Source organism: Leisingera thetidis (assembly GCF_025857195.1).
GTDB classification, from domain to species: Bacteria; Pseudomonadota; Alphaproteobacteria; order Rhodobacterales; family Rhodobacteraceae; genus Leisingera; species Leisingera thetidis.
In genome coordinates this window covers 124640-150189 of the sequence record NZ_CP109789.1, presented here as the reverse complement: position 1 = coordinate 150189, position 25550 = coordinate 124640, and the positions used below count along the sequence as shown (strand labels likewise).

General features: G+C 60.1%; 18 protein-coding genes and 4 pseudogenes. 16 read left to right on the top strand and 6 right to left on the bottom strand.

The window, feature by feature from the left end:
• Window positions 1-13: 13 nt before the first annotated feature.
• Complete coding sequence (locus OKQ63_RS23405; protein WP_264214290.1) at window positions 14-994, bottom strand: LysR family transcriptional regulator; 981 nt, start codon at window positions 992-994, stop codon at window positions 14-16.
• Between the two features lie 610 nt (window positions 995-1604).
• Between OKQ63_RS23405 and OKQ63_RS23400 the strand changes: the two genes are divergently transcribed.
• From OKQ63_RS23400 to OKQ63_RS23355, 10 genes are all read left to right on the top strand, one after another.
• Window positions 1605-1985 (top strand): hypothetical protein, encoded by a 381-nt coding sequence (locus OKQ63_RS23400; protein WP_222506626.1) that lies wholly within the window; start codon window positions 1605-1607, stop codon window positions 1983-1985.
• Window positions 1986-2219: 234 nt separating this feature from the next.
• Window positions 2220-2588 carry a hypothetical protein gene (locus tag OKQ63_RS23395; RefSeq protein ID WP_264214289.1) on the top strand — a complete coding sequence of 123 codons (369 nt, stop codon included), beginning with the start codon at window positions 2220-2222 and terminating at the stop codon, window positions 2586-2588.
• 163 nt (window positions 2589-2751) lie between these two features.
• Window positions 2752-5541 carry a type IV secretion system DNA-binding domain-containing protein gene (locus OKQ63_RS23390; RefSeq protein WP_264214288.1) on the top strand — a complete coding sequence of 930 codons (2790 nt, stop codon included), beginning with the start codon at window positions 2752-2754 and terminating at the stop codon, window positions 5539-5541.
• A 1-nt stretch (window position 5542) separates the two neighbouring features.
• On the top strand, window positions 5543-8548 hold the full coding sequence (gene mobF / locus OKQ63_RS23385; RefSeq protein ID WP_264214287.1) for a MobF family relaxase: 3006 nt from the start codon (window positions 5543-5545) through the stop codon (window positions 8546-8548).
• Window positions 8545-9039, top strand: coding sequence for a hypothetical protein (locus OKQ63_RS23380; protein WP_264214286.1), 495 nt, complete (start codon window positions 8545-8547; stop codon window positions 9037-9039). Before mobF ends, OKQ63_RS23380 begins: the two co-directional genes overlap by 4 nt.
• Before the next feature lie 375 nt (window positions 9040-9414).
• On the top strand, window positions 9415-10725 hold the full coding sequence (locus OKQ63_RS23375; protein WP_264214285.1) for a site-specific integrase: 1311 nt from the start codon (window positions 9415-9417) through the stop codon (window positions 10723-10725).
• Window positions 10722-11867 (top strand): site-specific integrase, encoded by a 1146-nt coding sequence (locus OKQ63_RS23370; protein ID WP_264214284.1) that lies wholly within the window; start codon window positions 10722-10724, stop codon window positions 11865-11867. Before OKQ63_RS23375 ends, OKQ63_RS23370 begins: the two co-directional genes overlap by 4 nt.
• A 228-nt stretch (window positions 11868-12095) precedes the next feature.
• The gene (locus OKQ63_RS23365; protein WP_264214283.1) at window positions 12096-12545 is read left to right on the top strand and encodes a hypothetical protein; all 450 of its coding nucleotides are present in this window, start codon (window positions 12096-12098) and stop codon (window positions 12543-12545) included.
• Window positions 12542-13579: an SIR2 family protein gene (locus OKQ63_RS23360; protein ID WP_264214282.1), complete on the top strand. Its 1038-nt coding sequence runs from the start codon at window positions 12542-12544 to the stop codon at window positions 13577-13579. The genes OKQ63_RS23365 and OKQ63_RS23360 overlap by 4 nt, the downstream gene beginning before the upstream one ends.
• An 8-nt stretch (window positions 13580-13587) precedes the next feature.
• Window positions 13588-15339 (top strand): ATP-binding protein, encoded by a 1752-nt coding sequence (locus OKQ63_RS23355; RefSeq protein ID WP_264214281.1) that lies wholly within the window; start codon window positions 13588-13590, stop codon window positions 15337-15339.
• 126 nt (window positions 15340-15465) lie between these two features.
• Here the strand turns inward: OKQ63_RS23355 and istB are convergent.
• The 4 genes and pseudogenes from istB to OKQ63_RS23335 all read right to left on the bottom strand — a co-directional run.
• Window positions 15466-16221: pseudogene (gene istB / locus OKQ63_RS23350) on the bottom strand (IS21-like element helper ATPase IstB).
• Between the two features lie 10 nt (window positions 16222-16231).
• Window positions 16232-17038 (bottom strand): Mu transposase domain-containing protein, encoded by an 807-nt coding sequence (locus OKQ63_RS23345; protein ID WP_264214280.1) that lies wholly within the window; start codon window positions 17036-17038, stop codon window positions 16232-16234.
• A gap of 498 nt (window positions 17039-17536) precedes the next feature.
• Window positions 17537-18577 carry an IS110 family RNA-guided transposase gene (locus OKQ63_RS23340; protein WP_264214424.1) on the bottom strand — a complete coding sequence of 347 codons (1041 nt, stop codon included), beginning with the start codon at window positions 18575-18577 and terminating at the stop codon, window positions 17537-17539.
• A gap of 152 nt (window positions 18578-18729) precedes the next feature.
• Window positions 18730-19020 (bottom strand): annotated as a pseudogene (locus OKQ63_RS23335) (IS21 family transposase); the annotation flags it as partial.
• Window positions 19021-19141: 121 nt separating this feature from the next.
• On the opposite strand from OKQ63_RS23335, the pseudogene OKQ63_RS23330 reads away from it, so the two are divergent.
• Window positions 19142-20390 (top strand): annotated as a pseudogene (locus tag OKQ63_RS23330) (IS256 family transposase).
• Between the two features lie 226 nt (window positions 20391-20616).
• A complete protein-coding gene (locus OKQ63_RS23325; protein ID WP_264214279.1) occupies window positions 20617-20940 on the top strand; it encodes a hypothetical protein in 324 nt (107 codons plus the stop codon).
• Between the two features lie 390 nt (window positions 20941-21330).
• On the opposite strand, the gene OKQ63_RS26200 is transcribed toward OKQ63_RS23325, so the two are convergent.
• On the bottom strand, window positions 21331-21681 hold the full coding sequence (locus tag OKQ63_RS26200; protein ID WP_350356316.1) for an ABC transporter ATP-binding protein: 351 nt from the start codon (window positions 21679-21681) through the stop codon (window positions 21331-21333).
• Here OKQ63_RS26200 and OKQ63_RS23315 point away from each other — a divergent pair.
• The 4 genes and pseudogenes from OKQ63_RS23315 (at window position 21598) to OKQ63_RS23300 (ending at window position 25150) form a co-directional block, all read left to right on the top strand.
• A pseudogene (locus OKQ63_RS23315) lies at window positions 21598-22308 on the top strand (IS6 family transposase). The gene OKQ63_RS26200 and the pseudogene OKQ63_RS23315 sit on opposite strands and share 84 nt — an antisense overlap.
• A 46-nt stretch (window positions 22309-22354) precedes the next feature.
• Entirely contained in the window at window positions 22355-22984 is a 630-nt protein-coding gene (locus tag OKQ63_RS23310; protein WP_264214278.1) for a transposase, read from the top strand.
• Window positions 22985-23088: 104 nt separating this feature from the next.
• The gene (locus OKQ63_RS23305) at window positions 23089-23958 is read left to right on the top strand and encodes a tyrosine-type recombinase/integrase (protein ID WP_222506715.1); all 870 of its coding nucleotides are present in this window, start codon (window positions 23089-23091) and stop codon (window positions 23956-23958) included.
• A gap of 10 nt (window positions 23959-23968) precedes the next feature.
• Complete coding sequence (locus OKQ63_RS23300; RefSeq protein ID WP_264210863.1) at window positions 23969-25150, top strand: IS91 family transposase; 1182 nt, start codon at window positions 23969-23971, stop codon at window positions 25148-25150.
• Window positions 25151-25550 lie beyond the last annotated feature (400 nt).

The following is a 25550-nucleotide window of genomic DNA, read 5'->3' as shown; positions in this document are numbered from 1 at the left end:
AATTTTGGAAAACTTATACATCAGCACCGCCGCCCATTCCGGCCGCCTGCGTTAATGCCAGCCTGACCCGGTCGGCGAACTCCGCCGCAGGTTTTGCCGGTGCGGCCCCGGATTTGATAATAAGCGCCATGCGGTAATTGATCCCCGGCTCAAAGGGGCGCCAAAGCACGCCATCGCCAAATGGCTGCATCCCGTTCAGCGCATCCACGATGGCCACGCCCCCGGCATGGGACACCATGCGCCGAACCACCGCAAAGAAGAATCCCCGCACAGTGATTTCCAGCTCCACCCCGGCCTGAGAGCAGACATCGATGATCTGACGGTCCACCTGATGCCCGTTCTGAATTCCGATCAGTCTCTGCCCGGCAAGGTCCTTGGGTGTGATCACGGAGTGCTGCGCAAGTTCAGAGCTTTCATGGAAGATGCAGACGCAAGGGACCGGCAGTTCAATCGACGAAATCCCGGCCGCTGCCGCGGGGGCCTCTATCAGGCCGATATCAAGCTGCCCGTTGCTCACATAGTACGAGATCCGGTTCGAGCTGCGCACCTGCAGATCGATTTCCACCAGCGGATTGTCCCGGGTGAATGACGATACCAGTTCGGGCAGAATGCTCATTGCCGCCGCCCCGATCGATCCCACCCGGATAAGTCCTGCACGCCCTTGGCCGATCAGCCGTGCGCGCGCCGAAAATTGCTCGACTGCCATGAGCGACAACTCAGCATCTGCATGGAGCAAAAATGCTTCCGGACGCGGTGTGAAATGCCCCTTGGATCGGAAGAACAGCCCATACCCCAGCATTTCTTCGAGCCGGGTCAGCGCCGTGCTGATCGCGGGCTGGCTCAAGTTAAGCGCCTCCGCCGCCTTAGAGACCGAGCCTTCTTCCATTACGGCGTGAAAGACTTCCAAATGACGAAGCTTCAAATGCATGTCCGGAGAATAACGTTTTTGAAAATTAAGGAAATCACTTTCCGGTTTTCTTTTATCACTCGGCAACGCAACATCAGGCGCTGTACCCAAGCCGGATGAATGTCAGCCTCCAAGTTTTTCTGCTATGCTCGTGCCGCAGGGAGCTTCCGCTTCCTGCACGACCTTCTGATGTCTTCGCAAATGCAGCAAGGATCGCGGGTCTACGGCGAAAGGCAGGTTAGTCCCGCGACCTTCGCGCAGGAACCGAGTGCGGCGAAAGCACAGTCTCGGTTATGGTCAAAGTCAAGCCCGCGAATGGCCGGTCAGACGACATCCGCCGCGCAGCAGCGAAGAGAGTACTGCACATGCGAACAACTGCTGCGTCAGCAGTAGCGGTAGCTGCATAAGTCCGGTTTGTCCCGCTCTTTTCCAGTTCGTGCTGGATGCAGCGAAGGTCAGCAATCCCTTTTGATACGATCCTGCCCATGCCGGAATCCACCCCAACCAAATGGAGCCGGACCTAAGTTGAACAAGGACAACGACCAACGCGGACTCCGCTTCGCTCGAATAGCAACACCGCATCAATATCCGCATTGACACGAATTTGATATTCGTGTCAAACATCGAATACGGGATGCCATGGCTTCTCGTCAAACAATCATCTTGCTAGGAAGTCGTCGCCAACAGGGGACGACACATGCCGATAGAACGTTACAAATCCTTGGTCACGATCGCTGGCGTTTGCAGCTGGAAGAAAGCGGGACAGGTTTTTCAAGTTCGGTATGACCTGGTAAAACCAGGGGTGAACAGCGGTGCTCCGGCGTACAATTGTATTTACATTGTGGACGGTCAGGAGCACGTTCTGGTCCCGTCTAATGCCAGACCAAGCGGCTTTGTTGAGGAACGTCAGATCAACCTTTGGCCCGGTATCCTCAAAAAGCACCACCTGGAATACGGCGACGGTTCAATGCTGGTCTTCAACCCGGAGGATCAAACCATCTCTACCTGGATGGTCGGCCCTGACGGCAAGGCTGAACTCAGTACAACCGGCGAAAACAGAACAGCGGCGGAAAGCTAACCGCGGTACCGGGCGGCCGCTGTTTTCTGCAGCTGACGTTGAAAATAGGCGCAAAATCAGTGCCGCAACCTCCCCGCCGGAAACGAGTGCTCGACGCGTGCGCGTGTCCGGGCATGCGTTCAGTTTCCCAAACATCATGAACATTCTGAATTTCGCCTGCAATGGGCGAGATCCCGCGGTGTCGGACCCGCGGGTTATTTCTGTGCATCTGAAACGAAGAAAGGAACAAGGGATTTGACCCTGCGCAAAGCCGGGAACCGGCGCTGGCCAAAGGCGTGGAGACCGCTGCCTGCCGTCAATTCTGCATCAGCCAGCCGCACGCCTGGCGGCGGAATTCAGGTCAGGCAGGCAGGCTTTTCTAGCGCAATCGGATTTTTGACAAAACCAGGAAACACTCAAAAGAACAGAAAGGAAGGCGGCATGACCACCATCTGCCAATGGTTCTACCTGGCTGGATACGGCGGATGGATCATGCCTCGCTTCCTGCGCAGGCTGACTGCGCGTTCTGAGTTTCATCGGGCCTGGGCGGCCGGCCGTCTTGGTTTCTTCGAGGAAGACGGCGTGAGGTTCAGTCCAGCCAGCCCCTACTATCCGCCCAGCTGACCACAGCGATTTTCTCAGTGAATGAAAACAGCGCGGACCAGGAGACATCCGGGCCGCGGCACCCCGGCTATTGCCGTTTGGAAACAACAATTTGCGAAGTGCCGCGGGTGTCCCGAGCTGTTGTCGGACTGCTCGCGTTGCAAAAGGAACGAGGGAAACGCCCGTGCGCAACAAAGGACATACCCAGCTTGTCAGAGGCGGCCAGACGACACAACACTGGACCCGCATGGCAACTCAGGTGTTCAAGTACAGCACCTCGGTAGCTGCTGCAGCGTTCACCATCACGTTTCTGGTCCTGGTCGCTCAGAATTACGAAATGGATAAGGTGCGCCTCACCGGCATCTACTGGATTGCAGAGTTCAATGTCGAACAGCGCGGCACTGAACTGCGGGAACTGCACTACATGGATCTCGACGGAAAGCGTGTGACACGCACCGCAGGCCAGATCTATGCAGACCCCGGCTTGCGCGAGATCTACGATCTTTATGCCGCCAATGCCTGGCGCTTCCTCTATTTCTCGCTGCTGCCTGCCGCCGCAGCCTTCGTCTTCGTTTTCGCCATCTTCGGTATGGTCGGCCGGTCCTTGAAAGAGGAGGAACATATCCGGGGCGCGCGCCTGGTCACCGCCAAGGAACTGAAAGCCTGGTCCAAGCGGAAATGGCGCGAATACGAAAAACGTTTTGGCAAAGGCTCCAAGACAGGCCCCCGCTACACGCTGGCCGGGATCGAATTCCCTCCCAATGCTGTAGAAGCGCAGATCGGCATCACCGGCACCGTCGGCGTCGGCAAGACCAATGCCATGCACGAGCTGCTGAACACCATCCGGGCGGTTGACGGCCGGGCCATCATCTATGACCGCATGGGCGGCCTGCTGCGGGACCACTACGACCCGGAAAAAGACATCATCCTCAACCCTTTCGATGAGCGTTCTGTGGGCTGGTCTCCCTTCAACGAGGTGGTTTCGCCGGAAGGCTTCGCGCAGATTGCCGAGGTGATGATCCCGGATCAGCAAGGTTCCATGGACAGTTTCTGGACCCAATCCGCGCGGCTTGTCTTCCAGTACGCCGCCCGTGAGCTGGCAAAGGCCGGAAAGACCACCAACGCAGATCTTCGCAAGGCTATCATGAACATCCCGTCCGAGGAGCTGGGCAAACTGGTGGCAGCGACGCCGGGTGCTCATTTCTTCGGGGAGCATGTTGCGAAAACCTCCGGCTCGATCCGCGCCAACATGATCACCGAACTGCGGTTCCTGGAATACCTGCGCGACGATGCCGACCCCTTCTCTATCCGCGATTGGGTTGTGAATGACCGGCCCGGCTTTGTGTTCCTGACCGGCAACGCGGAACAGTCGGCCGCGGTGCGCAACATCGTCTCCACCGTCTTTGAAGTTGCCGCAAACGCGCTGATGACGACAGAGGAAAGCCGCGACCCCAAGGTCTGGTTCTTCCTCGATGAGGTTCCCACCCTCAACAAGATGCCCTTCCTTCCCAAGAGCCTTGCGGAAATCCGGCAGTTCGGCGGCGCCTTCGTCGTCGGCTACCAGGTGTTCTCCCAGCTGGAGGACATCTACGGCGACAAAGCGGCGGAGACGATTTCCGGCGTTCTGAACAACCGGGTTGTCTTCAACACCCCTGATTACAATACCGCGCAGCGCTCCTCCCGCTCTCTTGGCGAGGAGGATGTGATCGAGCAGCAGGAAAACATCACCCTCGGCGCGCATGACACCCGCGATGGCGTGGGCATTGTCGGCCGCCGCACTCAGCGCGCGATTGTCACCCCGGCGGAAATTCAGTCTTTGCCGCAGTTTGTGGCCTATTTCCGCCCGGCCTATGACGCACCGACCGCCAGAGTGCGCTTTGAGCCGGTGCCGACCACGGCCACCGCGGAAAAGTTCATACCCTACAAGGGCAACGGCTTCGACGCTGGCGGAATGCAGGTTGCAGCCGTGAATGTGGAGATCCAGGAGGGCGAAACTGCAGAGGAAGGCTTTGCCGCCCTGAAGCCCGACGATCAGAAGGCTGAATTTTTCCGCTTCCTGGACCGTGTGCGCCCAGAAGGTGCGTCGCAGATCGAGGATCCCGCCAATACCTCGGAACGGGACTGGTACTGGCAGCACTTTGCCACCGCGCGGGTGCGCGGCCTCAGTGTGAAAGAGATCGGCCCTCCGGACCCTTATGCAGGCTTCGCAGGCAACGGCACCGCCAAGGCCCGCGAAACCGCCGCGCTCCCCTACCCTGGCACCGCGCCGGCACAGCCTGAACCGGCGGTTGCAACAGCAGCTTCAGAGATTGAACCGGCATCGGAAGTATCTGCCGGTCCCGTCCCCCCGATTGTTCACGGCCAGCCCATTTGGCGGAAACCTCGGGAAAAAGCCATCTTCCTGGACTTCGACGGCGTATTGCACAAGAGAACAACGGAGACCTTCAACAAGCTGCCGCTGCTGGAGGCTTTTCTGCACAAGAATCCTGATGTCGATGTGGTCATTGCCTCCAGCTGGCGGTCTGCAGACAGAGACTATCTGGAACGCCTGTTCAGTGACGGCCTCCGCAACCGGATTCTCGGCACCACCCTGCCTGAGAACAAACTTCCATCCCGCAGCATGGAAATAGACCTCTGGGCGAAGTCCTATGGGATCGGAAGCTATGTCGCGCTCGATGATGACGCCAGCCTGTTCGATGCGGACTGGCCCTACCTCATTCTGACGGACGGTTCAAAGGGGCTGTCTCCGGAGGGCATTCACCAGCTTGAAAGATGGTGCCAGGGCCAGCCGGTAAACGCGCCGGCACAACCTAAGAGCCCACTCCCCCTCTCTGTTCGTGCCCATCCTGCAGTTGGTCAGATCCAGCCTGACAGGAGAACACCGAAACGGCCGGATCGCCCTGAAGCGGGACCTGCGGGCGATGCCGCAGCAGCCTTTCTGAACCTTGAAACTGCCTTCGCGGAGGATTCCTGACATGATGTCGATTTCAAACGTCTCGGCCGGGGCGGCCGCAAGCGGCTACTACAAGCAGGAAGGTTATTACAAAGCGGGAACCGAGGAAGGCGAAAGGGCCGCCACCTGGTTCGGCAAGGCCGCGGAAGAAAACGGCATGACCGGCTATGTCGATGACAGGCACTTTGCGCAGCTGCTCGATGGTGAAGCACCGGATGGAAAGCTGATGGGCCGCTACGTGGATGGTGAACGCCAGCACCGGCCCGGCCTCGACCTCACCTTTTCCGCATCCAAATCGGCCTCAGTTGCCGCTCTGGTGATTGGGGACAAGCGCATTATTGAAGCCCATGACGCCGCGGTGCGCGCGGCTATGACAGTGGTGGAGGAACGGTTTATTAAAACGCGCTTCCAGCAAGACGGGGAAATCGTCACGAAAAACGGGGAAGGCATTATTGCCGGGATTTACCGTCACGACACTTCCCGCGCGCTTGATCCCAATTTGCACAGCCACGCCGTCATTGCCAATATGGTGAAAAACGAAAACGGCGGATATTCAGCAATTCGGAATGAAGCTGTATACAAGAACCAAAAACTGATTACGGAAATCTACCGCTCCGACTTTGAGAACCGGATGGCCGACCTGGGCATTGCCACGGAACGCGGGAGATTTGGAGAAGTGAATATCTCCGGAATTTCTCAGGAGGTGACCGAAGCCTTTTCAAAGCGGCGGCAGGAAATTCTGAATGCAATCGACAATAAGGGAATGGATGTTTCGCCGGAAACAGCGAGCAAAGCGGCATTAGCCACCCGTGCGGCCAAGCACAAAAATCTGGACCGGGACGCGCTGCGGGAAACCTGGCGCGCAGACGCACTCGCAGCCGGTCTTGGCCGGGATCAGCTGGACCTTGGCCGGGTGGGTCACGCAGCCCCGCAGCCCGTAATACCGCTCGACCAGCAGCGCCCGATCGACCCCCTTGGGGAAACCGGCCAGCCGTCCGGAATGTTCGAGAAGGCCAAGGCCATGCTGTCCAGTGCCGCAGCCGTGGCACGCGTGGAGACTGACCCCCGGCAGGCCGTTAACCGCGCCGTCGAGCACATCAGTGAACGGGAGTCCGCCTACAGCAGATCAGATCTCACGGTGGCGGCAATGCACTTCGCTTACCGTTCAGACTTCAAGGCTGTGGACGCGGAAATCGGCCGGCAGATCAAGGCAGGCCGGCTGTTTGAAAGCGGTGAGGGCGGTCAGATTCTGACCGACAAGGCATCTGTAGATCTGGAACGCTCTATTCTGGCCACTTGGCGGAAGGCGGAGAAGACCGGCGGCCTCGAACTCCCATCAGAACAAGGGCGCACCGGAGACAGTCTTTTGGCCCGAAGACTGAGCGTTGTCCGTTCCTTGACCGACGGCCAGCGCGCCTCCATCGAAACCTCCCTGACCGGTAAAGGCCGCTACGTCGGAATCCAGGGCTATGCAGGCACCGGTAAGACCTTCATGCTGGAAAGCACAAAGGAAGCCCTGACCCGCATGACACACTATGCTGGTCAGAACGGGTATGAGGTCAAGGGTTACGCTCCGAGCCACCAGGCGGTGAATGAGCTGACCAAGGTTTTGGGGAGCGCCGAGACCTTGGCAAAGGTGGTCACGGCCGAGCGCCACCACCCGCAGGACGTGGACAATAGCAAGACCATCCTGGTTGTCGATGAAGCCTCGATGGTGTCCGCCCAGGACATGCGCAGCTTCATGGACTACGCGGAGCGCACCGGCGCCCCGCGTGTCGTCTTTGTAGGGGATGTCCAGCAGCTTGATGCGGTTGCCGCCGGTCAGCCCTTCGCACAGATGCAGAAAGCAGGCATGCGCACCGCGGTCATGGATGAGATCCGCCGCCAGCGGAACGATGATCTGAAGGCAGCGGTCTACCACTCGATCCGTGGAGAAATCACATCTGCCTTTGGTCGGCTGGAGGACAATGTGCTGAAGGTCGATGATCCCCGCCAGGAAGCTGCAGAAAGGTTCCTCGCTCTCACCCCGGCCGAGCGGCAGGGCACCCGGATCCTCACCCTCACCAACGCGGCCCGCGCGGAAATCAATGAGGCAGTGCGCGAAGGCCTCCGGCAGGAAGGCCGCATCGCCTCCGATGAGGTCAAAGTGAACGGCCTGCTGAACCGCCAGCTCACCGAGGCAATGCTTGCCGACGCCCGCAGCTACGCCCCCGGCGATGTCGTCATGTCTGTGGCGACAAGCAAGGAATACGGCCTGAAAAAGAACGGTCTCTATGTGGTCCGGGAAGCCGATCACAGGGGCAATAAGCTGACCGTTGAGCATGAGGAAACCGGTGCCCGGACCACCCTGCCACTGGCTGCGAAATTCAATCAGCGGGAGCTTGGAAAGGCACTCGTGGCCTATGAGCGCGAGGCCCGTGGCATGGCTGAAGGCGACCAGGTGCGGTTCCGGATCACAGACCCGGAAAGCGGCATCAAGAACGGTCTGCGGGCAGAAATCAAATCTACCAAGGGTCGAGTAATCGAGGCCGAAACGCTGGAAGGATCGCGCATCGCCATTCCCGCTGACAGCCTCGCAGCCCGCGGCCTGGAACACGACTACGCCGCCACCGCGCACGCGGTTCAGGGGGAGTCTGTGGATCGCGTAATCGTGGCTATGCGCTCCACCGAACGGCTCGCAACCCAGAAGAGTTTCTACGTTGAAATCAGCCGGGCGCGCGATGAAGCAATGCTGCTGACTGAAGATCCGGACCGGCTGTCCAAGACCATCGAGAAGGAGACCGGCATCCGCCAGACCGCTCTTGATGCCTGGCTGGATGGCCGCCTCGCAGGCGCAGGCTCCCTGCAGCCGGAGAAGGCGAAAGCCCGCGAAGAACCACAAGAGAAGCCTGAGGCAGTGAAGGAAAAAGAAACCAAGGACAAAGAGCCGGAGACCCCTCCCCTGCCCGGTCTCTTCGACGAGAAACTTAAAGAAGTTGAAAAGCAGGCAGAAATCCTCCTGCAGCGAGATAAGGAAATTGAACGATGAGCGAGACACAGCCACAGAACCTTCGTGTCCGGCTTGGCCCGGTTGCCAGCGCCCTGATTGAAGGCAGCAATGAAAATCGGCAAGAGGCTCTGGACCAAGCTATTTTGGACCTTCAGGAACGGGCCGTCAGAGGCGCCAAGGACAGCGCTGGTCAAGCCCTTTGCCCGGAACAACTGCAGGGCCTGGAAAGCCGGATAGAGGAACAGGGTGCACTCCTTTCTGCGCTGCGGTTCTCTGTTATGAAAGAGATGCAGATGATCCGTTTGCTCATCGCCTCCCTTATGTCGAAGTCCGACACCAGCCAGCAACAGCTCCTCGCATTTGCTACCGACGCGGTGGAGACGTTGCGGCGTGACACCAGCCTAGTCCTGGAAAAAGAGCACGCAAACCTTGCCAGTCAGGAGGCCGCATTCCAGGATGCGATCCGGCGCGATATGCAGCAGGGCAGCGACGGCTTGGAGCGCGAGGCAGAGGTGGAGATCGAGCGATGAACGAGGCACGGACTCCCCCGATTTTGCCGGGCCAGAGCTGGCCCGCAGCCTGGGCCACGCTGGGCCAGAGCCGGGCCACAGCTGGGCCAGAGGCAATTTCGGCCCTTGAAAATAGGGCGTCACAAGGTGCTGCCACCCCCCAATTGACAAAATGCCAATTTTGGCAATTTTATCAGCGCCTTGCGCTGATTGCAGCTTTGCTGCGTGAGGTGTGGGACAAATCTGAGGCCTCCGGGCCGAAACCGGCGTTCCAAGGCACCTGGTAAGCCATTCAACCGACTGGCTTTCCCGCCTGCGGAACGGGCCGCGGCGGCGGTTTTCCTTCCTGAACTATGCTGCTTCCCCGCTTTTCCTGGCCGCTTCCCGGGAAACTGCGTGGAATTTTTCCTGAAGCTGAGAAGGAAAACAGCCATGCGTAAATCCGCTCTGAACACCGCCAATACCCGTCCAGTTTCCGAACGGTCAGAGACCGTTCAATGGGACACCGAGGTTCCCAAGTTGGGCCTCCGGCAGCGCGGCACCACAAGCTCCTGGATCGTGCAGTGGCGTGCCGATGGCAGGACCCGGAAGCAGACACTCGGGCGGGCCGATGCGATCCCCCTGCCCCAGGCCCGCGAGCTGGCACGTGCGCTGCTCGACGGCGTAACTGCAGGGGCAGCTCCGGACGCCGCCCCGACGGTGGCCGCCTTCAGCCGCCGCTATCTCAAGGATCTCGCCCCGAGCTGGAAAGCGGCTACGCAACGCGCCCACGCACATGACGTTGAACACCTCATCATTCCTGAACTGGGCAGCAAGCGGCTTAATCAGGTGACACGGGCAGATTTGATTTCCTGGAAAGACGGTCTGCCCGGCAGTGCCGCCAGCGGCAACCGCGCACTCGCCGTTTTGTCCGGCATGATGCGCCACGCGGAACTGCTTGGTCTGCAGCCGCCCGGCAGCAACCCTTGCAAGGGGCTGAGGCGCCGCAAGACAAGTTTCACGGCCACTTACCTCTCCGAGGCACAGTGGGCGCGGCTGGGAACTGCTCTGCGGCGGCTGGAGGAAACCCACCCGCGTGAGGCGGGCTGCTTCCGCTTTCTCGCCCTCACCGGCTGCCGCAAAGGGGAAGCGCTTGCGCTGCGGTGGGACATGATCGACGGGCCGCGCTGCGCTCTGCCAGATGCCAAGTCCGGACCGCGCGCGATCTGGCTCGGGCGTCCCGCAAAACGGGTTCTGGCCTCCTTTCCGCGCAACAACCTGTACGTGTTCGGCGAGGGCAAGGACCCAATGCCGGACCACCGGATTGACAGAGTTTGGCGCAGGCTCCGGCAAAGCGCAAAACTCAGCGGGGTCCGCCTGCATGATCTGCGCCACAGCTTTGCCTCAGTTGGCATCAACGCCGGGCTGGATCTGCGCGTGATCGGCGGGTTGCTGGGCCATTCCGATCTCGCAACCACCGAAGGTTATGCGCATTTGGAGGACCGCACCATCAAGGCTGCAAGCCAGCGGGTGGGAACGCATCTGGAAAAGATCGTCAAGGTTCCCGCTACGGGCCGCGTCCGGGACAGTTCGATTTACCAGCGCTTCTGCAATTCACGGCTCTCCATCGGCGCCTTCTGCGATGAAAACGGAATCGACCCAGCCACGTTCCGCAAAGGACTCCTGGCTTGGCGTTCGGCGCACCGAGGCCGGAGGGCGCGAGCATGAAAACCGTCACCCTCCTCACCCCGCTGATCTTGTCATCTCTCAAGCCGCGCAAGAAGGAATACGTGCTTCATGATGCCCAGTGCGACGGCCTGGCCCTGCGTGTCCAGCCCGGCGGCGCCAAGTCCTGGGTCTGCTGGCAGCGGGACGCGGGGAAAACCCGGCGTGTCACCTTGGGGCGTTTTGAGGACATGGAAATCTGCGAGGCACGCGAAGCCTTCCATGCGCACAGAGGCACAGGACAGCGACCCCCTGCCCCGGAGCAGCGCAACACACTCACCTTCTCGGCGCTCTGCACCGCCTTCCTGGATGCCAAGCGCGGGGTCTATGCCAATTCCACGCTTTCCTCGCTGGGCTACTATCTGGATACGCAGCTTCTGCCCGTTTTTGGCCGGAGTAAAATTACGCGGATCACAACGCCCGACATCGCCGAATGGTTCTATGCCTATTCCCGTTCGCGGCCGGGCGGGGCCAACCAGGCGCTTGGGCACTTCACGACAATTCTGAATTGGGGCCGGGAAGCAGGTCATCTTCCGGCGGACTTGCCCAATCCGGCAGCGCCATTGCGTTTCAACCGGCGCTTGGCGCGCGGGCGCATGCTGAGCAGCGGCCAGCTCCGGCGGCTGGCCACCGTGCTGAACTCCGCAACCTCCAGGCAGAGGGACGCTGCGGATGCGATTTGGCTGATGCTGCTGACCGGCTGCCGCTCCGGCGAAATCCTGCGGTTGAGATGGGATGAGGTCGGAAAAGATAAGCTCACACTTCGGCGCACCAAAACAGGCCCGCGCGAAGTCAATCTGAGCAATGCTGCAATCCAGTACTTTGACCGTCTGCGAAAACAGCGCCGGTCCAGTTACGTGTTCCTGGCGCAGCGCACAAAGAAGCCGCACCGCACGTCAGTCGATCATGCGTGGCAAACGTTCAAACGCCTGGCTGACCTACCCGACGGCATCCGGTTGCACGATCTCCGTCACACATACGCTTCACACGCGATCATGTCGGGTGTAACCCTCCACATGACTGGCAAGCTGCTTGGCCACAGGTCACCGGATAGCACCGAGCGTTACGCGCACCTCGATGCCGGATTTTCCGAAAGAGCCGCGGACAAAGTGTCTCGGAAGATAGACATGCTTTGGGGCAGCTAGGGGCGCAAGCGCAGGCAGGCGGAAACGTCTGCCTGCGCACCAGCGAGAGATAAGTGGAATTGGCTCGCATTCTGTTGAGAACGGGCGGGAAGCGGGCTTTCGCTACGACAACAAACACCACCGCTGCAGTCGGTTCAGGCAGACATTGGGAAGCTTCGTCTCTTCACATTTGTGCTGCGCTGCATTCCAGCAACTGTTATTTCGGCGACAAGAAGAGGGAATCTCGATTTGAGCAGTGAGATCGCAAGCCAGGGCAGCCTGTTTACATCCGACTTTTTGACCGAAACGTTTCAAGGCGTTTCGGAGTGGAACGCCCTTGGCGTGAGGAGTGCGGCTGAGGTTGTCCGGCAGACCGTTCTTGAGCTCACCTATACCGCCCATGGTATGGCACGGTTTGCGCAGGATATTGGCTATGTGGACGAGGCCGGAGGCGTAAGGCCCCCCTTCGTCTGGGACGAAGAGCGCCGCCTTATTCTGCGGGCCAAGCTAGATGCCGTTTTCTTCCACCTCTACGGCATCACCGACCGCGACGACATCCGCTACATTTACTCGACCTTCCCGATCGTAGAGCGCGACGAGAAGGCTGCTTATGGCGGCAAACACCGCTCTTGCGAGCTATGCCTCGCCTACATGAACGCCCTGGCCGCCGGAAACCCCGATGCGGAGATTGGTCTATGAGCGAAGTGGAAAAAATTACCGAGAAGATCGCGACAATCGCCCAAGGCTGCTTTCAGCAACATCCAGTTGTTATTCTGGGGAGCGGTGCATCCGTCGTTCATGGACTACGAGGTATGGGTGAATTGGCCCAATATCTTAGGGACCAAATCCAACCAGACGAAGGTGAGGAAGCTGATGCGTGGCTGTTAATTAGAACAGCTTTGTCAGAGGGCGACGGCCTTGAGGAGGTTCTACTAAAAACTGCCGCGCCATTGAGCCTTGTCGCAAAAATCGTCGCGCTGACCTGGCAAGCGATCGCAGAAGATGACCTGGCGGTGATGGGGCGAGCCGCTATGGGAGTAGAGCATTTCGACCTAGCAGACTTGCTTCGTGGCATGTTCAAGAGCACCCATATGGTCACAAATATCGTGACACCGAATTATGATCGCGTCGCAGAGTATGCGTCTGATATGGCGGGGTATTTCCACGCGACGGGCTTTGCGCCTGGCATTATCCGACCGCGCGAAGGTGGCAATCCGGTTTCAGTTCGCCGGGGAAGCCAGACGGCAAGAACCGTCAGGATCTGGAAGGTTCACGGTTCTCTCGACTGGTTTGCCGACGCCGCTGGTCGTGTTGTTTCCTTGCCAATACTTAACGCTCTTCCGGCAGGCTTTGAGCCGCTGATTGTGACGCCTGGTGTGAGCAAATACGAGCGCACGCACGATGAGCCATTTCGATCGGCAATCCAAGGTGCCGACAGGGCGTTGGAACAGGCTGCTTCATTTCTCTGCGTGGGCTACGGTTTTCGAGATCGGCACATTCAGCCGAAGATTGTCGACAGGTGCAGGCAGCAAAACGTACCCATCGTGATCTTGGCTCGCACGCTCACCGAGGAGGCCAAAAACTTCTTGGCAGAAAATGCGGGCAAAGCCTATTTGGCGCTAGAGAGGGATGGTGACGGGACAAGGGCATTTTTGCCGGAACATCCAGACGGCGTACACATTGAAAAGCCCGACCTTTGGTCATTCGATAGTTTCAACAAAATGGTTATGTGAGGATCGAGATGCCGATTTTTGATTACGAGGATGCCGAAGCACTTGGAAAGATCATTGCAGTCGATACCGCGGTCGTCGTGGTTCGCGTTGATGAACTTGAAAGATTGAAGCGCGTGCAGGTCAATCGGCTTGTCGCCCTCCAAAGCAGCAAAGCAGGTCAGCACTTGGTGGGCGTAGTTTCCCGCATCACTCGAAAAGCGCCAAATACTTCGCCTGAAGACCCGCAGCCCGATGCAGATGAAATAGCAGAGTTGCCCGAGAACAATCTGGTTCGCGTCTCACTTATCGGCACTCTTATCGACAAGTTGGGGCTGGATGAAAACGTCTTCAGAAGAACTCTCGAAACGGTTCCCGAAATCGATGCAAACTGCTTCGCACTAGAGGGTGAGCGCCTGACTAACTTCATGCAGGTGATTTCAAATGTTACTGGCGACGGACCGCAACTAGAGCTTGGCAAGTACACCCTCGATGACAAAGCTACCGCGTTTCTCAATGGAAACAGGCTGTTCCAGCGACACGCCGTGATTGTGGGAAGCACAGGTTCAGGCAAGTCCTACACCACAGCACGGGTTTTAGACCAAGTCGCAGCTTTGGCGCAGGCCAATGCCATCTTGTTTGATATCCACGGTGAGTACAAAACATTGGATGGCGAGGAGTTTCGCCACTTGCGAGTAGCCGGTCCAGGCGACCTTGGGCAAAATCACGGTCTTGATCATGGGGTCCTCTACCTGCCCTATTGGCTGCTCGGATATGAAGCCATGGTTTCTCTCTTTGTAGATCGATCAGATCAGAATGCGCCCAACCAAGCTATGGTTATGGCAAATACAATTACAGAGGCAAAACGAAAGTATCTCACCGACGGCGATCACGCGGACGTTCTGGCCAATTTCACCGTCGACAGCCCCGTGCCATTCCCGTTGGACAAAATCCTCGACCGCCTTAAGCACCTTGATACTGAGAGAGTTCCCGGCGCGCGAGCAGGCTCGGACAAAGCTGGGGACTTCAATGGCAAGCTGAGCCGCCTTATCGCCCGCTTTGAGGCTAAGCATCTCGACCGCCGCCTTGGTTTCCTATTTCAGCCACACGCTGAATGTATGGAAATGGATTGGCTATCAAGACTGGCCCACGCGCTGACAGCCAGCAGCGGGGCGCAACAAAGTGGTCGAGGTGGCATCAAGATCATTGATTTCTCAGAGGTTCCATCCGACATCCTGCCCTTGATGGTCAGCCTGCTTGCAAAGCTGGTTTTCAATATCACCCAATGGACACCAGTGGAACGGCGTCATCCAATAGCTTTGTTCTGCGACGAAGCGCACTTGTACATTCCAGAGAGAGCGGGTCGCGAAGGGGTAGATGACATCTCTGTTGGCATTTTTGAACGCATCGCCAAAGAAGGTCGGAAATACGGCGTAGGCCTTGTGGTCATTAGTCAACGTCCGTCCGAAGTAAACAAGACTGTCCTGAGTCAGTGCAACAACGTGGTCGCCATGCGTTTGACGAATGGCGATGACCAGAACGTTATCCGAAGGCTCTTGCCAGATAGCCTAGGCGGATTTGGTGATCTGCTGCCCGTTCTTGATGTCGGTGAAGCATTGGTCGTCGGTGATGCAAGCCTTTTGCCAACCAGGGTTCGAGTTGGAGAGCCGCGAAACAAACCGAATAGCGCAACTATAGAATTCTGGGACCATTGGGGGGGTGAGATGCCGAAGTCGGATATTGCGGGGGCCGTGTTAGCTTGGAGGCGTCAAAGCACGAGATAGCTCCGCGACGATAGACGTGTGCGCATTCCGACGTATTCGGCCACTGAATCCGATTTTATCCGGCCACCTGTACCGAAGTATTCGGCCACCTTTGACGCGTTGCCGTGAGGCATAGGTTTCGGGGTATCAGGTCTGAGGTGTTACGTCATCCTTTTCGGAGATGGTTTTGCGCATGGACTGCCCCTCAAGTTGGAGGCGGTAGGCATTGTGAACGATGCGGTCAAGGATGGCGTCGGCGAAGGTGGGTTCTCCGATAAGGTCATGCCAGGCGGAGACGGGCAGCTGGCTGGTGATCATGGTGGAGCCGCGCTCGTATCGCTCTTCGATGATCTCCATGAGATCGCGGCGCTGCGGTGCGGTCAGCCGGTCCGGCCCCCAGTCATCGAGGATCAGCAACTGGGTTTTCGTGAGACTGCGGAACAGACGGGGAAGCGGCCATCGCCATGGGCCATTTCGAGTTCCTCGAAGAGGCGCGGCATGCGCTTGTAGAGCACAGTGGTGCCATCGCGGCAGGCGGCCTGCGCCAGAGCGCAGCCCAGCCAAGTCTTGCCGACCCCGCACGGGCCGGTGATGATCAGGCTGCGCTTGTCGGCGATCCACTTGCCCGTGAGCAGGCTCTGGAACAGCGCTTTGTCGAGGCCGCGGCGGGCGCGATAATCGACATCTTCCGGGCAGGCGCCCACATGGCGCAACCGGCCGCGCGCATGCGCGCGTCAAGCGCTTGGTCTCCCGGCTGGCAGCTTCGCGGTCGGCAAGCAGGCCCAGCCATTCGGCGTGGGTCAGACCGGCGGCGCCGTCCTGCGCCTGCAATTCGGCAAAGGCTTCCGCCATGCCATCAAGGCGCAGGGCTTTCAGGCGGTCGAGGGTTGGATGGGTCAGCATGAGTATCCTTTCAATGGAAATAGTCGGCGCCACGGATGTTGGGGTGGGTGATTGCAGGCTCCTCCGCGGCGCGGGTGCGGGGCTTGCGCTCCAGCCCGTTCTTCAGGATCGAATGGACCGATGAATAGGAACGGGCGTTGATCTCGAGCGCCCGCTTGCAGGCGGCGTCGAGGCGGTCCCGGCCGAACTTGTCGGCCAGCCGGATCACGCCCAGGCAGGTGCGGTAGCCCTGTTCCGGGTGCTTGCGCCCGCGCATCACCACCTCGGCGAAGATCGCCGCATTCGGGCCCACCCGGGCGGCCCGGGCATGGATGCGCTGCGGCGTCCAATCTTCGCGGAACCGGTGATGGGCGGGCATATGATCCCGCTGGGTGGAGTGCTGTCCGTTGCCGGAGGTGCGGACATGCGAAGCCACGCGTTGTCCGCCGTGGAAAGCCTCGACGGTGCGGGCGGTGATGCGGGCCCACAGCTCTTTCTTCACCAGCTGGTGCGGCACGGAATAGTAATGCCGGCCGATTGCGATGTGGTAATCGATCCCCGCGCGGCACTTCTTCCATTCGGCATAGACGTAGGGCTCCGCCGGCAGCGGCTTCAGGGCGGGCCTGTCCAGCTGTTCGAACAGCTGCCGGCGGCTGGCGCCAAGGTGGCGGGAGACCTTGTCGTTGAGCCGATCCAGCAACGGTCGGATGGCGGCGTTCACCTCCTCAAGGCTGAAGAATTGCCGGTTGCGCAGCCGCGCCAGGATCCAGCGTTCGACCAGCAGGACAGCGCTCTCGACCTTGGCTTTGTCCTTGGGCTTGCGCGGCCGCGCGGGCACTACGGCGGTGTCATAATGCGCGGCCAGATCCGCGTAGGTGCGGTTGAGCTCGGGATTGTAGAAACAGGCCTTCCGTAATGGGGCGCCTTATGTCAAGGTCGAATTTGGCACGTGGAAACAGCGCGATACGCATGACCTATCGCGGAATAGGAGTGCTGGCGTCGCGGAGATGTCAAGGCGGGGAGCGGCGCCAGCACCGACCCGATGTCTCGGTTTTCGAACGTTTCAGCGAACCGCCAGAGAGGCTTGGCTCCAAGCTGTTATCCCGAGCCGGAATGCGCTTCCGTCCGTAGTCGGCGCAACGGCCGCTACATCATGCTAGGTTCAATAGCGATACCCGCGTGCCCATCTTGGCGGCGTACTCAGACATGAATGTCTGACAACTGGCCTGCTTTCGGCATCATCGGGGACCGCGTCCCGGCTGGGACTTCGGAGAGCCAGCGCGATCAAGCTTGGCCAATTCCTCGTTCCGGAAAAGCTCCTACAAAGATTCGGCGATCACGCCGCGGAAGACGCCATGGCGGCGTCGCGGGTGAAGCGGAACTCAGTGTTGTCCCGCCACATGCGGTGCAGCACCACGCCGATCCGGCGCGCCAAGGCGACCGTTGCACGCTTCTTGCCACGCCGCTGCGCCACCCGCAGCGCCCAGGCCGTCAGCCAGTTCTTTGCGCCACGATGCAGCATGACCGTGGCGGCTTGGAAGAGGGCCGTCCGCAGGCCAGCATCACCCGCCCGAGTAATGGCCCCAACGACATCCCGCTCTCCCGATTGGTGACGGCTGGGGGTCAGACCGGCCCAAGGGCCAACGTCCTTCGAGGAACGGAACCGCTCCGGATCATCGAAGGCCGCGCGCACGGTCAGGGCCACAACCGCGCCGACGCCGGGCATGGTCATCATCAGCCGACAGATCGGGTCGACCTTCACCAGATCCCTCAGCAGCTTCTCCAGCCGCGCGAGTTCCCCGCGCAACTCGGCCCGGGCACGCAGCATGGGTTCGGCCGCAGCCTCGAGCATCGTGTTGCTTGCGGCCAGCTCTCGGACGCGGGCTTCGAAACGCCCCTTGGCAACCTTGCCCATCTTCAGGCCGAAATTGCGCAGAACCCCGCGCAGCGACAACTCGATGTCGAGGGCCGCCTTCTGCACCGCTTTGCGTGCGGTCAGCACCGCGCGCATCTCCTGGGCTGAGATCGATTTGCAGTGGACCGGGCGGAACCAGCCCATCTGCAGAAGCCGGGCAATGCCCTCAGCGTCCCGGCGATCGGTCTTGATCGGCATGGCCTGCAGCGCGCCCTTCACCTGGCGTGTCTCCATCAGGATGACCTCAAAACCGTCTTGCGTGAGGTGCCTGTGCAACCATTGCGACAGCGGACCCGCTTCGAGACCTATGGTTATCATGGAGCCGGACAGGCTGCGCAGGAAGGTGATCAGCGCCTCCGGTTCGCTGTCGACTTTGGTTTCCTTCATGACCTTGCCGTGTTCGCTGAGAACACAGGCCGCAGTGCTTGCCAGCGAGACGTCGAGACCTATAAACATGTGCATGTCGTTGTCCTTCTTTCTTATCGGGGAATTGGGACGTGCCTCACGGCACGATCCCGTCGGCACGCTATGCGTGCCAAGGGCAACAACACCTCTTTCCTGCCTCCGCAACAAGCCGTAACGGCAACGATTCGCGTCGAGCCCCATTACGGCATCTTGGTGACGCCAGCCCGAAGATTATCGGGTACAACTTGAGCGGTCACACCGCCAATAAAGGAAAAGGCCCGCACGTGGCTGGAGATCCAATCCGGCAGCGTCTGGGTCCAGGTCGCCTCGGCGAAGGTGAAGTTGGAAGCACCGAGGGTGGCGACAAACAGCTGCGCCGCGCGCACCTCGCCGGTCTTGGGGTCGATCACGTCAATCGTGGCACCGGCATAGTCAACGAACAGCCGCTCTCCTGCGGGATGGCGCTGACGCATCACCGGCGACAGCTTACCTTCCCAGCAGGAATAGAGGTCACAGAACAGCTATGGCTGAATCTGGTGTTTGGGCGGTTTGAAAGCTGGCGGTGCATCTGGTTGGTTTGATGTCGCCAAACAAACCACCAACCATCGAGGACGCACCACCATGAATGACGCTACCATCATCGAATTTGCCGGTCGAGACACCGTGTCGGACCCGCTGACGGATCTTCTGCGCAAGGGCGCGCGGGAGCTTCTGCAAACGGCGGTCGAGGCGGAGCTGGACGCTTTCCTCTGGCCGAATTTGCGAAACACCGCACCCCGGAGGGCCGGGCCGCGGTTGTTCGGAACGGACACCACCCCGAACGCGCCGTGCAGACCGGGATCGGCCCGGTCACGGTGCAGATCCCGAAGGTGCGCTCGAAGACGGGCGCGCCTGTGGCGTTCCGCTCGGCGCTGGTCCCGCCTTACGTCCGCAAGGCGAAGTCGATCGAGGCGGCGCTGCCCCTGGCTGTACCTCAAGGGCATCTCTACGGGCGAGATGGGCGCAGCACTCAAGGCGCTCCTGGGCCCGGACGCGACCGGCTTCTCGGCCAAGACAGTGGCGCGGCTGAAGGCGCAATGGGCGGAGGAGTACGACGCCTGGCGCAAGGCCGATCTTGGCCGTGATGAATGGGTCTATGTCTGGGCCGACGGGATCTACAGCGGCTTGCGCGGCACAGATGACCGGCTCTGCGCCCTGGTCGTGATCGGCGTCAATGCGCGCGGCGAGAAGCATTTCCTGGCCATCGAGGACGGCGTGCGGAAAGCACCCAAAGCTGGCGCGAGGTCCTGCTGGGGCTCAAAAGCCGCGGCCTCAACGCTCCGAAACTGGCGGTCGGCGACGGGGCCATGGGATTTTGGGCGGCTCTTGAGGAAGTCTATCCCTCCACCCGGCAACAGCGCTGCTGGGTGCATAAGACGGGCAACGTTCTGAACTATCTGCCAAGCGCAGTCAGCCCAAGGCAAAGAAGGCGCTGCACGACATCTGGCAGGCCGAGACCCGTGAAGATGCCCGCAAGGAGTTTGACTTGTTCGTCGGCACCTACGAAGCGAAATACCCCAAGGCGGTCGAATGCCTGGTCAAGGACCGCGACGAACTGCTGACCTTCTACGACTTCCCCGCCCAGCACTGGCAGAGCATCAGGACGTCAAATCCCATCGAGAGCGCGTTCGCCACCATCCGCCACCGCACGAAACGCACCAAGGGATGCCTGAGCCGGGACGGGATGCTCCACATGATGTTCAAGCTCGGCCAATGCGCTGAGAAAAGCTGGCGCAAGCTGCGCGGCTTCGCTCATCTCGCAGACGTCATCGAAGGCGTCGATTTCATCAACGGCATCAAGCCATCAACACAAGATCAGGCCGCCGCTTGATGACCGCCCAAACACCAGATTTGACAATAGCTCCGCTACAGGTCGTGTACCCGGATTTTCTGCAGCATCTGCTGGAGCACCCCGACACAGACGTCTAGTTGTTCGGGGCTTATCCCCTCAACCGGGATTGCCAAGTTGTTTGGGTGTGATTGAGAAAGGCGAGACCTCGGACTGTCAGGCGCATATTTCGGCAGCATAGCCGTTCCAGAGGTCGAAAGCATCGGCCTTGGCGTGGCGGTACAAGCAAGCGCTGGAAGATCTTGCCAGGCTTGCAGATGCCTGCGGTATCTTAGGGTGGGAAGAGGAAGGTGATATTGTCCTTCCTCCGCTCTATGATAGCGGGGCGCAAGTTGATTTTTTTGATAATATCTCCCGGCAACCGGACCAGTATCATGCGTTTCTGTTGCTGCAACAGGTGAGCCTGCTTGAGGAGACATTGGCGCATTTGCGTCAGTACGGAGAACCTGACGTTGAGACCTCCGTCCAGGACTTGATCTGCATGCTGCGGGGTGTGGCAGCTGGCGTTGCGCCGATAAATCCTGTGACCTGAGTCCCAAGTTTTCTCCACCTCGGGGAGGCGGGCCGTTAGACGGGCGTTTTCTTCGGCCAGGGCGGTGTCGGTCAAGCTGAATGCCTATGCAGCAAGCACCTATGTGCGGGCGCAACGTAACTAGTCATCGGCAGTTTCGGCCAAACGCACTCAACCCGACCGATAGTGTATTCTAGGACGGGCACGGGCAAACGCCAGGTTTTCAGGCCGTGAAGGATGCGGCGCAGCGGCTGGCCGAGACGCAGGCAAACAAATTTTATCTCGCCCGTACCCGCGCGCCGAATACTGCTCCAGTTTCGTACCGTCACAATCGGGCCGATGCTTTTGGTTTTTGGACTGGCTATGCTGTCGAAATGGCAGCCCGAAACACAAAAGCCTCACCCAACTCAATCACACGCCGGCAACTTTGCGATCCCCTGCTGATTGCGGAACCTGTACCTCAGGCATCGCGCCGATCAGCATTCTCGTATATTCACTTTCGGGGTGGTCGAAGATCTGATCCGTGTCGCCTTCTTCCACCAATTCACCGCGGTAGATCAGAGCGACCCGGTCGCAAAGGTAACGTACCACGGCGAGGTCATGACTGATGAAGAAGTAAGTCAAGCCAAGCGGCACTGCCAAGTTGATCGCATTCCGCTTCTCGGATAGCGAGGTGCCATGACGATACCCACCTCGATGCCACGCCTGAAGGGCTTTCGTTTTCCCCGTGAAGTCGTCGCCTACGCAGTGTGGGCGTATCATCGGTTTGCCCTTAGCACGGCGGATGTCGAAGATTTGCTGGCAGAGCGTGGCGTCATCGTCAGTCGCGGGGCCATCCGTCTCTGGGTGAACCGGTTCGGTTCCCAGTTTGCGGCTTGTATCCGGCGCGATCGGCCCAGGCCAGCCGGCAAATGGCATATGGACGAGGTCGTTGGGCCGATCAACGGAGTGAAACATTGACTGTGGCGGGCCATCGATGCCGACGGAGACGGTCTCGACATTCTAAGTCAGCCCCGCCGCAACGCCAAAGCCGCAAAGCGTCATTTCGCCGGTCTGGTCACCGCCTATGGCAAACCGCGCGTGGTGATCACCGGCAAACTGCGCAGTTATACCAAGCCAATCCAGGCCCTCGCGTCTGGGGCCGGCCATCGAGCGCACAAGGGCCTCAACAATCGGATCGAAGGGGCACATCGGCCAACGCGGAAGCGGGAAAAGATCATGGGCCGGTTCAAGTCTCCACGCCAGGCGCAAAGGTTTCTCGCTGCCCACGACCAGATCAGCACGATCTTCCGTCCCCGCCGCTATCGCCTTTCCGCTCTTTCCTACCGCCACGCCAGAGATGATGCATTCGACCTGTGGGGCGGATATGCAACCGAACTATCGGCCTGAATGCGCGGACTACCCCAAATTGCAATCCAAGTCCGGTAACTTGGCAATGCCCTTCGGCATCATGTTCGGCAAGCGGGTTGGCGGGTTCAGGCGCCGTGCCAAGGAAATCATCGAAGGCGAGTTGGCAGTCGCTCCCGAGCTACTGCCGATCTTCGAAGCGCTCATGCAGGCCCGGCGCGATGTGCTGGCACAGATTGCCAGGCTCGACTGCCGGATCCGGGCGATTGCCAAACGTCATGAAACGGTGCGCCTGCCGATGACGGCTCCGGGTGTCGGGGCGATCACCCCACCGGCGGTGGTCTCCGCGTTCGACGATGCCTCCCGTTTCCGACGGTTGTCCAGTGCTGGCGCCTGGCTCGGGCTGACCCCACGGCGCTACGAATCCGGCAAGATCAGCCGGAACGGGCGGGTCTCGAAACGGGGCGACGGGTTCACCCGGAAATGCCTGTACGAGACGGCGAACGCGATCTTCTGCCGAAGCCTCGGCGGGCCACGCCTGCGAACCTGGGCGAAGGCGATCGCAGAACGCACTGGGCCGCGAAAGGCAAAAGTTGCGCTGGCCCGAAAACTGGCGGTCATCCTTCACGCGGTGTGGCGCACAAACACCCCCTTCATGGAGGTGCCTGTGTATTCCAGTGTGATCCGGCCACCTATTCCAAAAACATCCGGCCACTGATTGAACGAACCCGCTGACGCGGGAGGGGTGTAGCTATTGGTGGGAATGGCCTCCTGATGGGAAGGTTTGGTTGCTGAGACCAACCTTTATCAGGAGACCATCCCATGGCTGATGCCACATCAGCGGTAAGCCCGCTGCGCCGCCGTATGATCGACGACATGACGCTTCGCAACCTGTCGCCGGCCACGCAACGATCCTATCTTCATGCCGTTGCAAAGTTCAGTCGGTATTTCGACTGTTCGCCGGATCGACTGGGGCTGGAGGATGTCCGCGCCTTTCAGGTCTACCTTGTATCGCAGGGTATTTCCTGGCCAGCTTTGAACCAGACGGTCTGTGCCTTGCGCTTCTTCTACGGCGTGACGCTGAACCGGGCAGAGATTCCCGAACGGATCGCCTATGCGCGCACGCCACGCAAATTGCCAACGATCTTGAGTGCCGACGAGGTCGTGCGTTTTCTTGAGGCGGTGCCGTCGCTGAAGGCACGCGCGGCACTGACAACGGCCTATGCCGCGGGCCTGCGTGCCTCCGAGGTAGTCAGTTTGAAGGTCACGGATATCGACAGCGATCGCATGCTGATCCAGGTCCGTCATGGCAAAGGCGCCAAGGACCGGACCGTCATGCTCTCGCCGCAGCTTCTCGGCATCTTGCGGACTTACTGGCGCCTGGCGCATCCGAATGACTGGCTGTTTCCCGGCCGTGGCGACAAACCGATTGATGTGCAGGTGCTGCATTCCGCCTGCCGGTCCGCGACCAAAGCAGCGGGACTGACCAAGAAGGTCAGCGTGCACACGCTGCGACACAGCTTCGCCACCCATATGCTGGAGAACGGTGTCGACATCCGGGTGATCCAGGTGCTGCTCGGACACGCGAACCTGTCGACCACTGCGCGCTACACGCAGGTTGCCACAACGACGATCGCGAAGACGCAAAGCCCGTTTGATCGCCTGAGCCTGGAGGTGGTGCCACCCGGCTGAGGCGCGCGCCATGCGCCCGGCCGTGGAGGTGGCGGATATTTTCCGTCGCTATGGCGAGGCGTGGCGGCAGGCCCATGACGGACATCTGGGCCGTGTCGAACGCCGGGTAATGAGCGCGATCGAACTGTGCAGGACAGCTGCGCTTGGCGGCCATGTCGAGGGTTGCCGGACCTGCCGCACGGTGCGTGTCGCCTATAATTCCTGCCGCAACCGGCACTGCCCCAAGTGCCAGGGGGCGGCGGCGCGTGACTGGCTGGAGGCCCGGGCAGGTGATTTGTTGCCGGTGCCCTATTTCCATGTGGTCTTCACGCTGCCCGAAGAGATTGCAGCCATTGCCTTCCAGAACAAAAAGCGTGTCTACGGTATTCTGTTCCGGGCGGCGGCCGAGACCCTGCGCATCATCGCTGCCGACCCCAGACATCTCGGCGCCGGGATCGGTCTCATCGCGGTACTGCACAGCTGGGGCCAGACCCTCAACTACCATCCCCATCTCCATTGCATCGTACCGGGCGGGGGCCCATCGCCGGACGGCAGCCGCTGGGTTGCCTGCCGTCCCAATTTCTTTCTGCCGGTCCGGGTGTTGTCGCGCCTGTTCAGACGGCTGTTTCTGGAAGCATTGCGCGCCGCCTTCGAGGTCGGGCAGTTGCAGTTCTTCGGCGAGATTGAAGAATTGGCCGACCCGCCAGCCTTTGCCCGGATGCTGACTTCGGTAAGCCGCCGCGACTGGGTCGTTTATGCCAAACCACCCTTTGGCGGACCAGGGCAGGTGCTGGCCTATCTCAGCCGCTATACGCATCGCGTTGCCATCGCCAACTCCCGCCTGATCAGCATGGAGGACGACAGGGTGACCTTCCGCTGGCGCGACTATCGTCGTGGCCGCAGACCCAGAAGGATGACCCTCGACGCCGGTGAGTTCATCCGGCGTTTCCTCCTGCATACCCTGCCGGACGGCGTTCATCGCATCCGTCATTACGGCTTTCTCGCAAACGGACAGCGCGCTGCCCGTCTCACAACCTGCCGGGCGCTGCTGGCTGCCGGTACACCGGAGGCAGCCGACCGCGTTCGACCCGCAACAAGCCCCGAACCTGTTTCGCGTCCTTGCCCCTGCTGCGGCCGGCCGATGGTCACACTCGCCGTCTGGTATCATGGTCAGGCACCACCCACCGGACCGTTCTGGAATGACAGCTCATGAGCACTCGGGGCAAACCACCGCCACGCGATCCGCAGCCGATCCGCACGAGGGCCGGCAAGATGGTATGCGGGCCAAGGCCCCGATTACGCCGGTCCTGGTCGCTCCGGGAGACCACCGGCCCGCAAACCGGACCGGTTCAGCGGTCCCTCGCGACCAGCCATGGCGCCATCAGCCGACTGTTCGGCACCATTCATCCGCACGTACGCCCCCTTGGTTATAACGCCAGGCCAATGCCAGTGCCGCAATCCCCATAGCGCAAAACCGGCCCGAGAGTTTGTTCAATCCGGCTTCAATGAGGTCCGCCCGACACCTGTGCGGCGGCATCGGCGTTCTGCCCGCGGACCTCACAGAACCCTCCAGATTCCGATTTTATCCGGCCACTGATTCCGGAACATCCGGC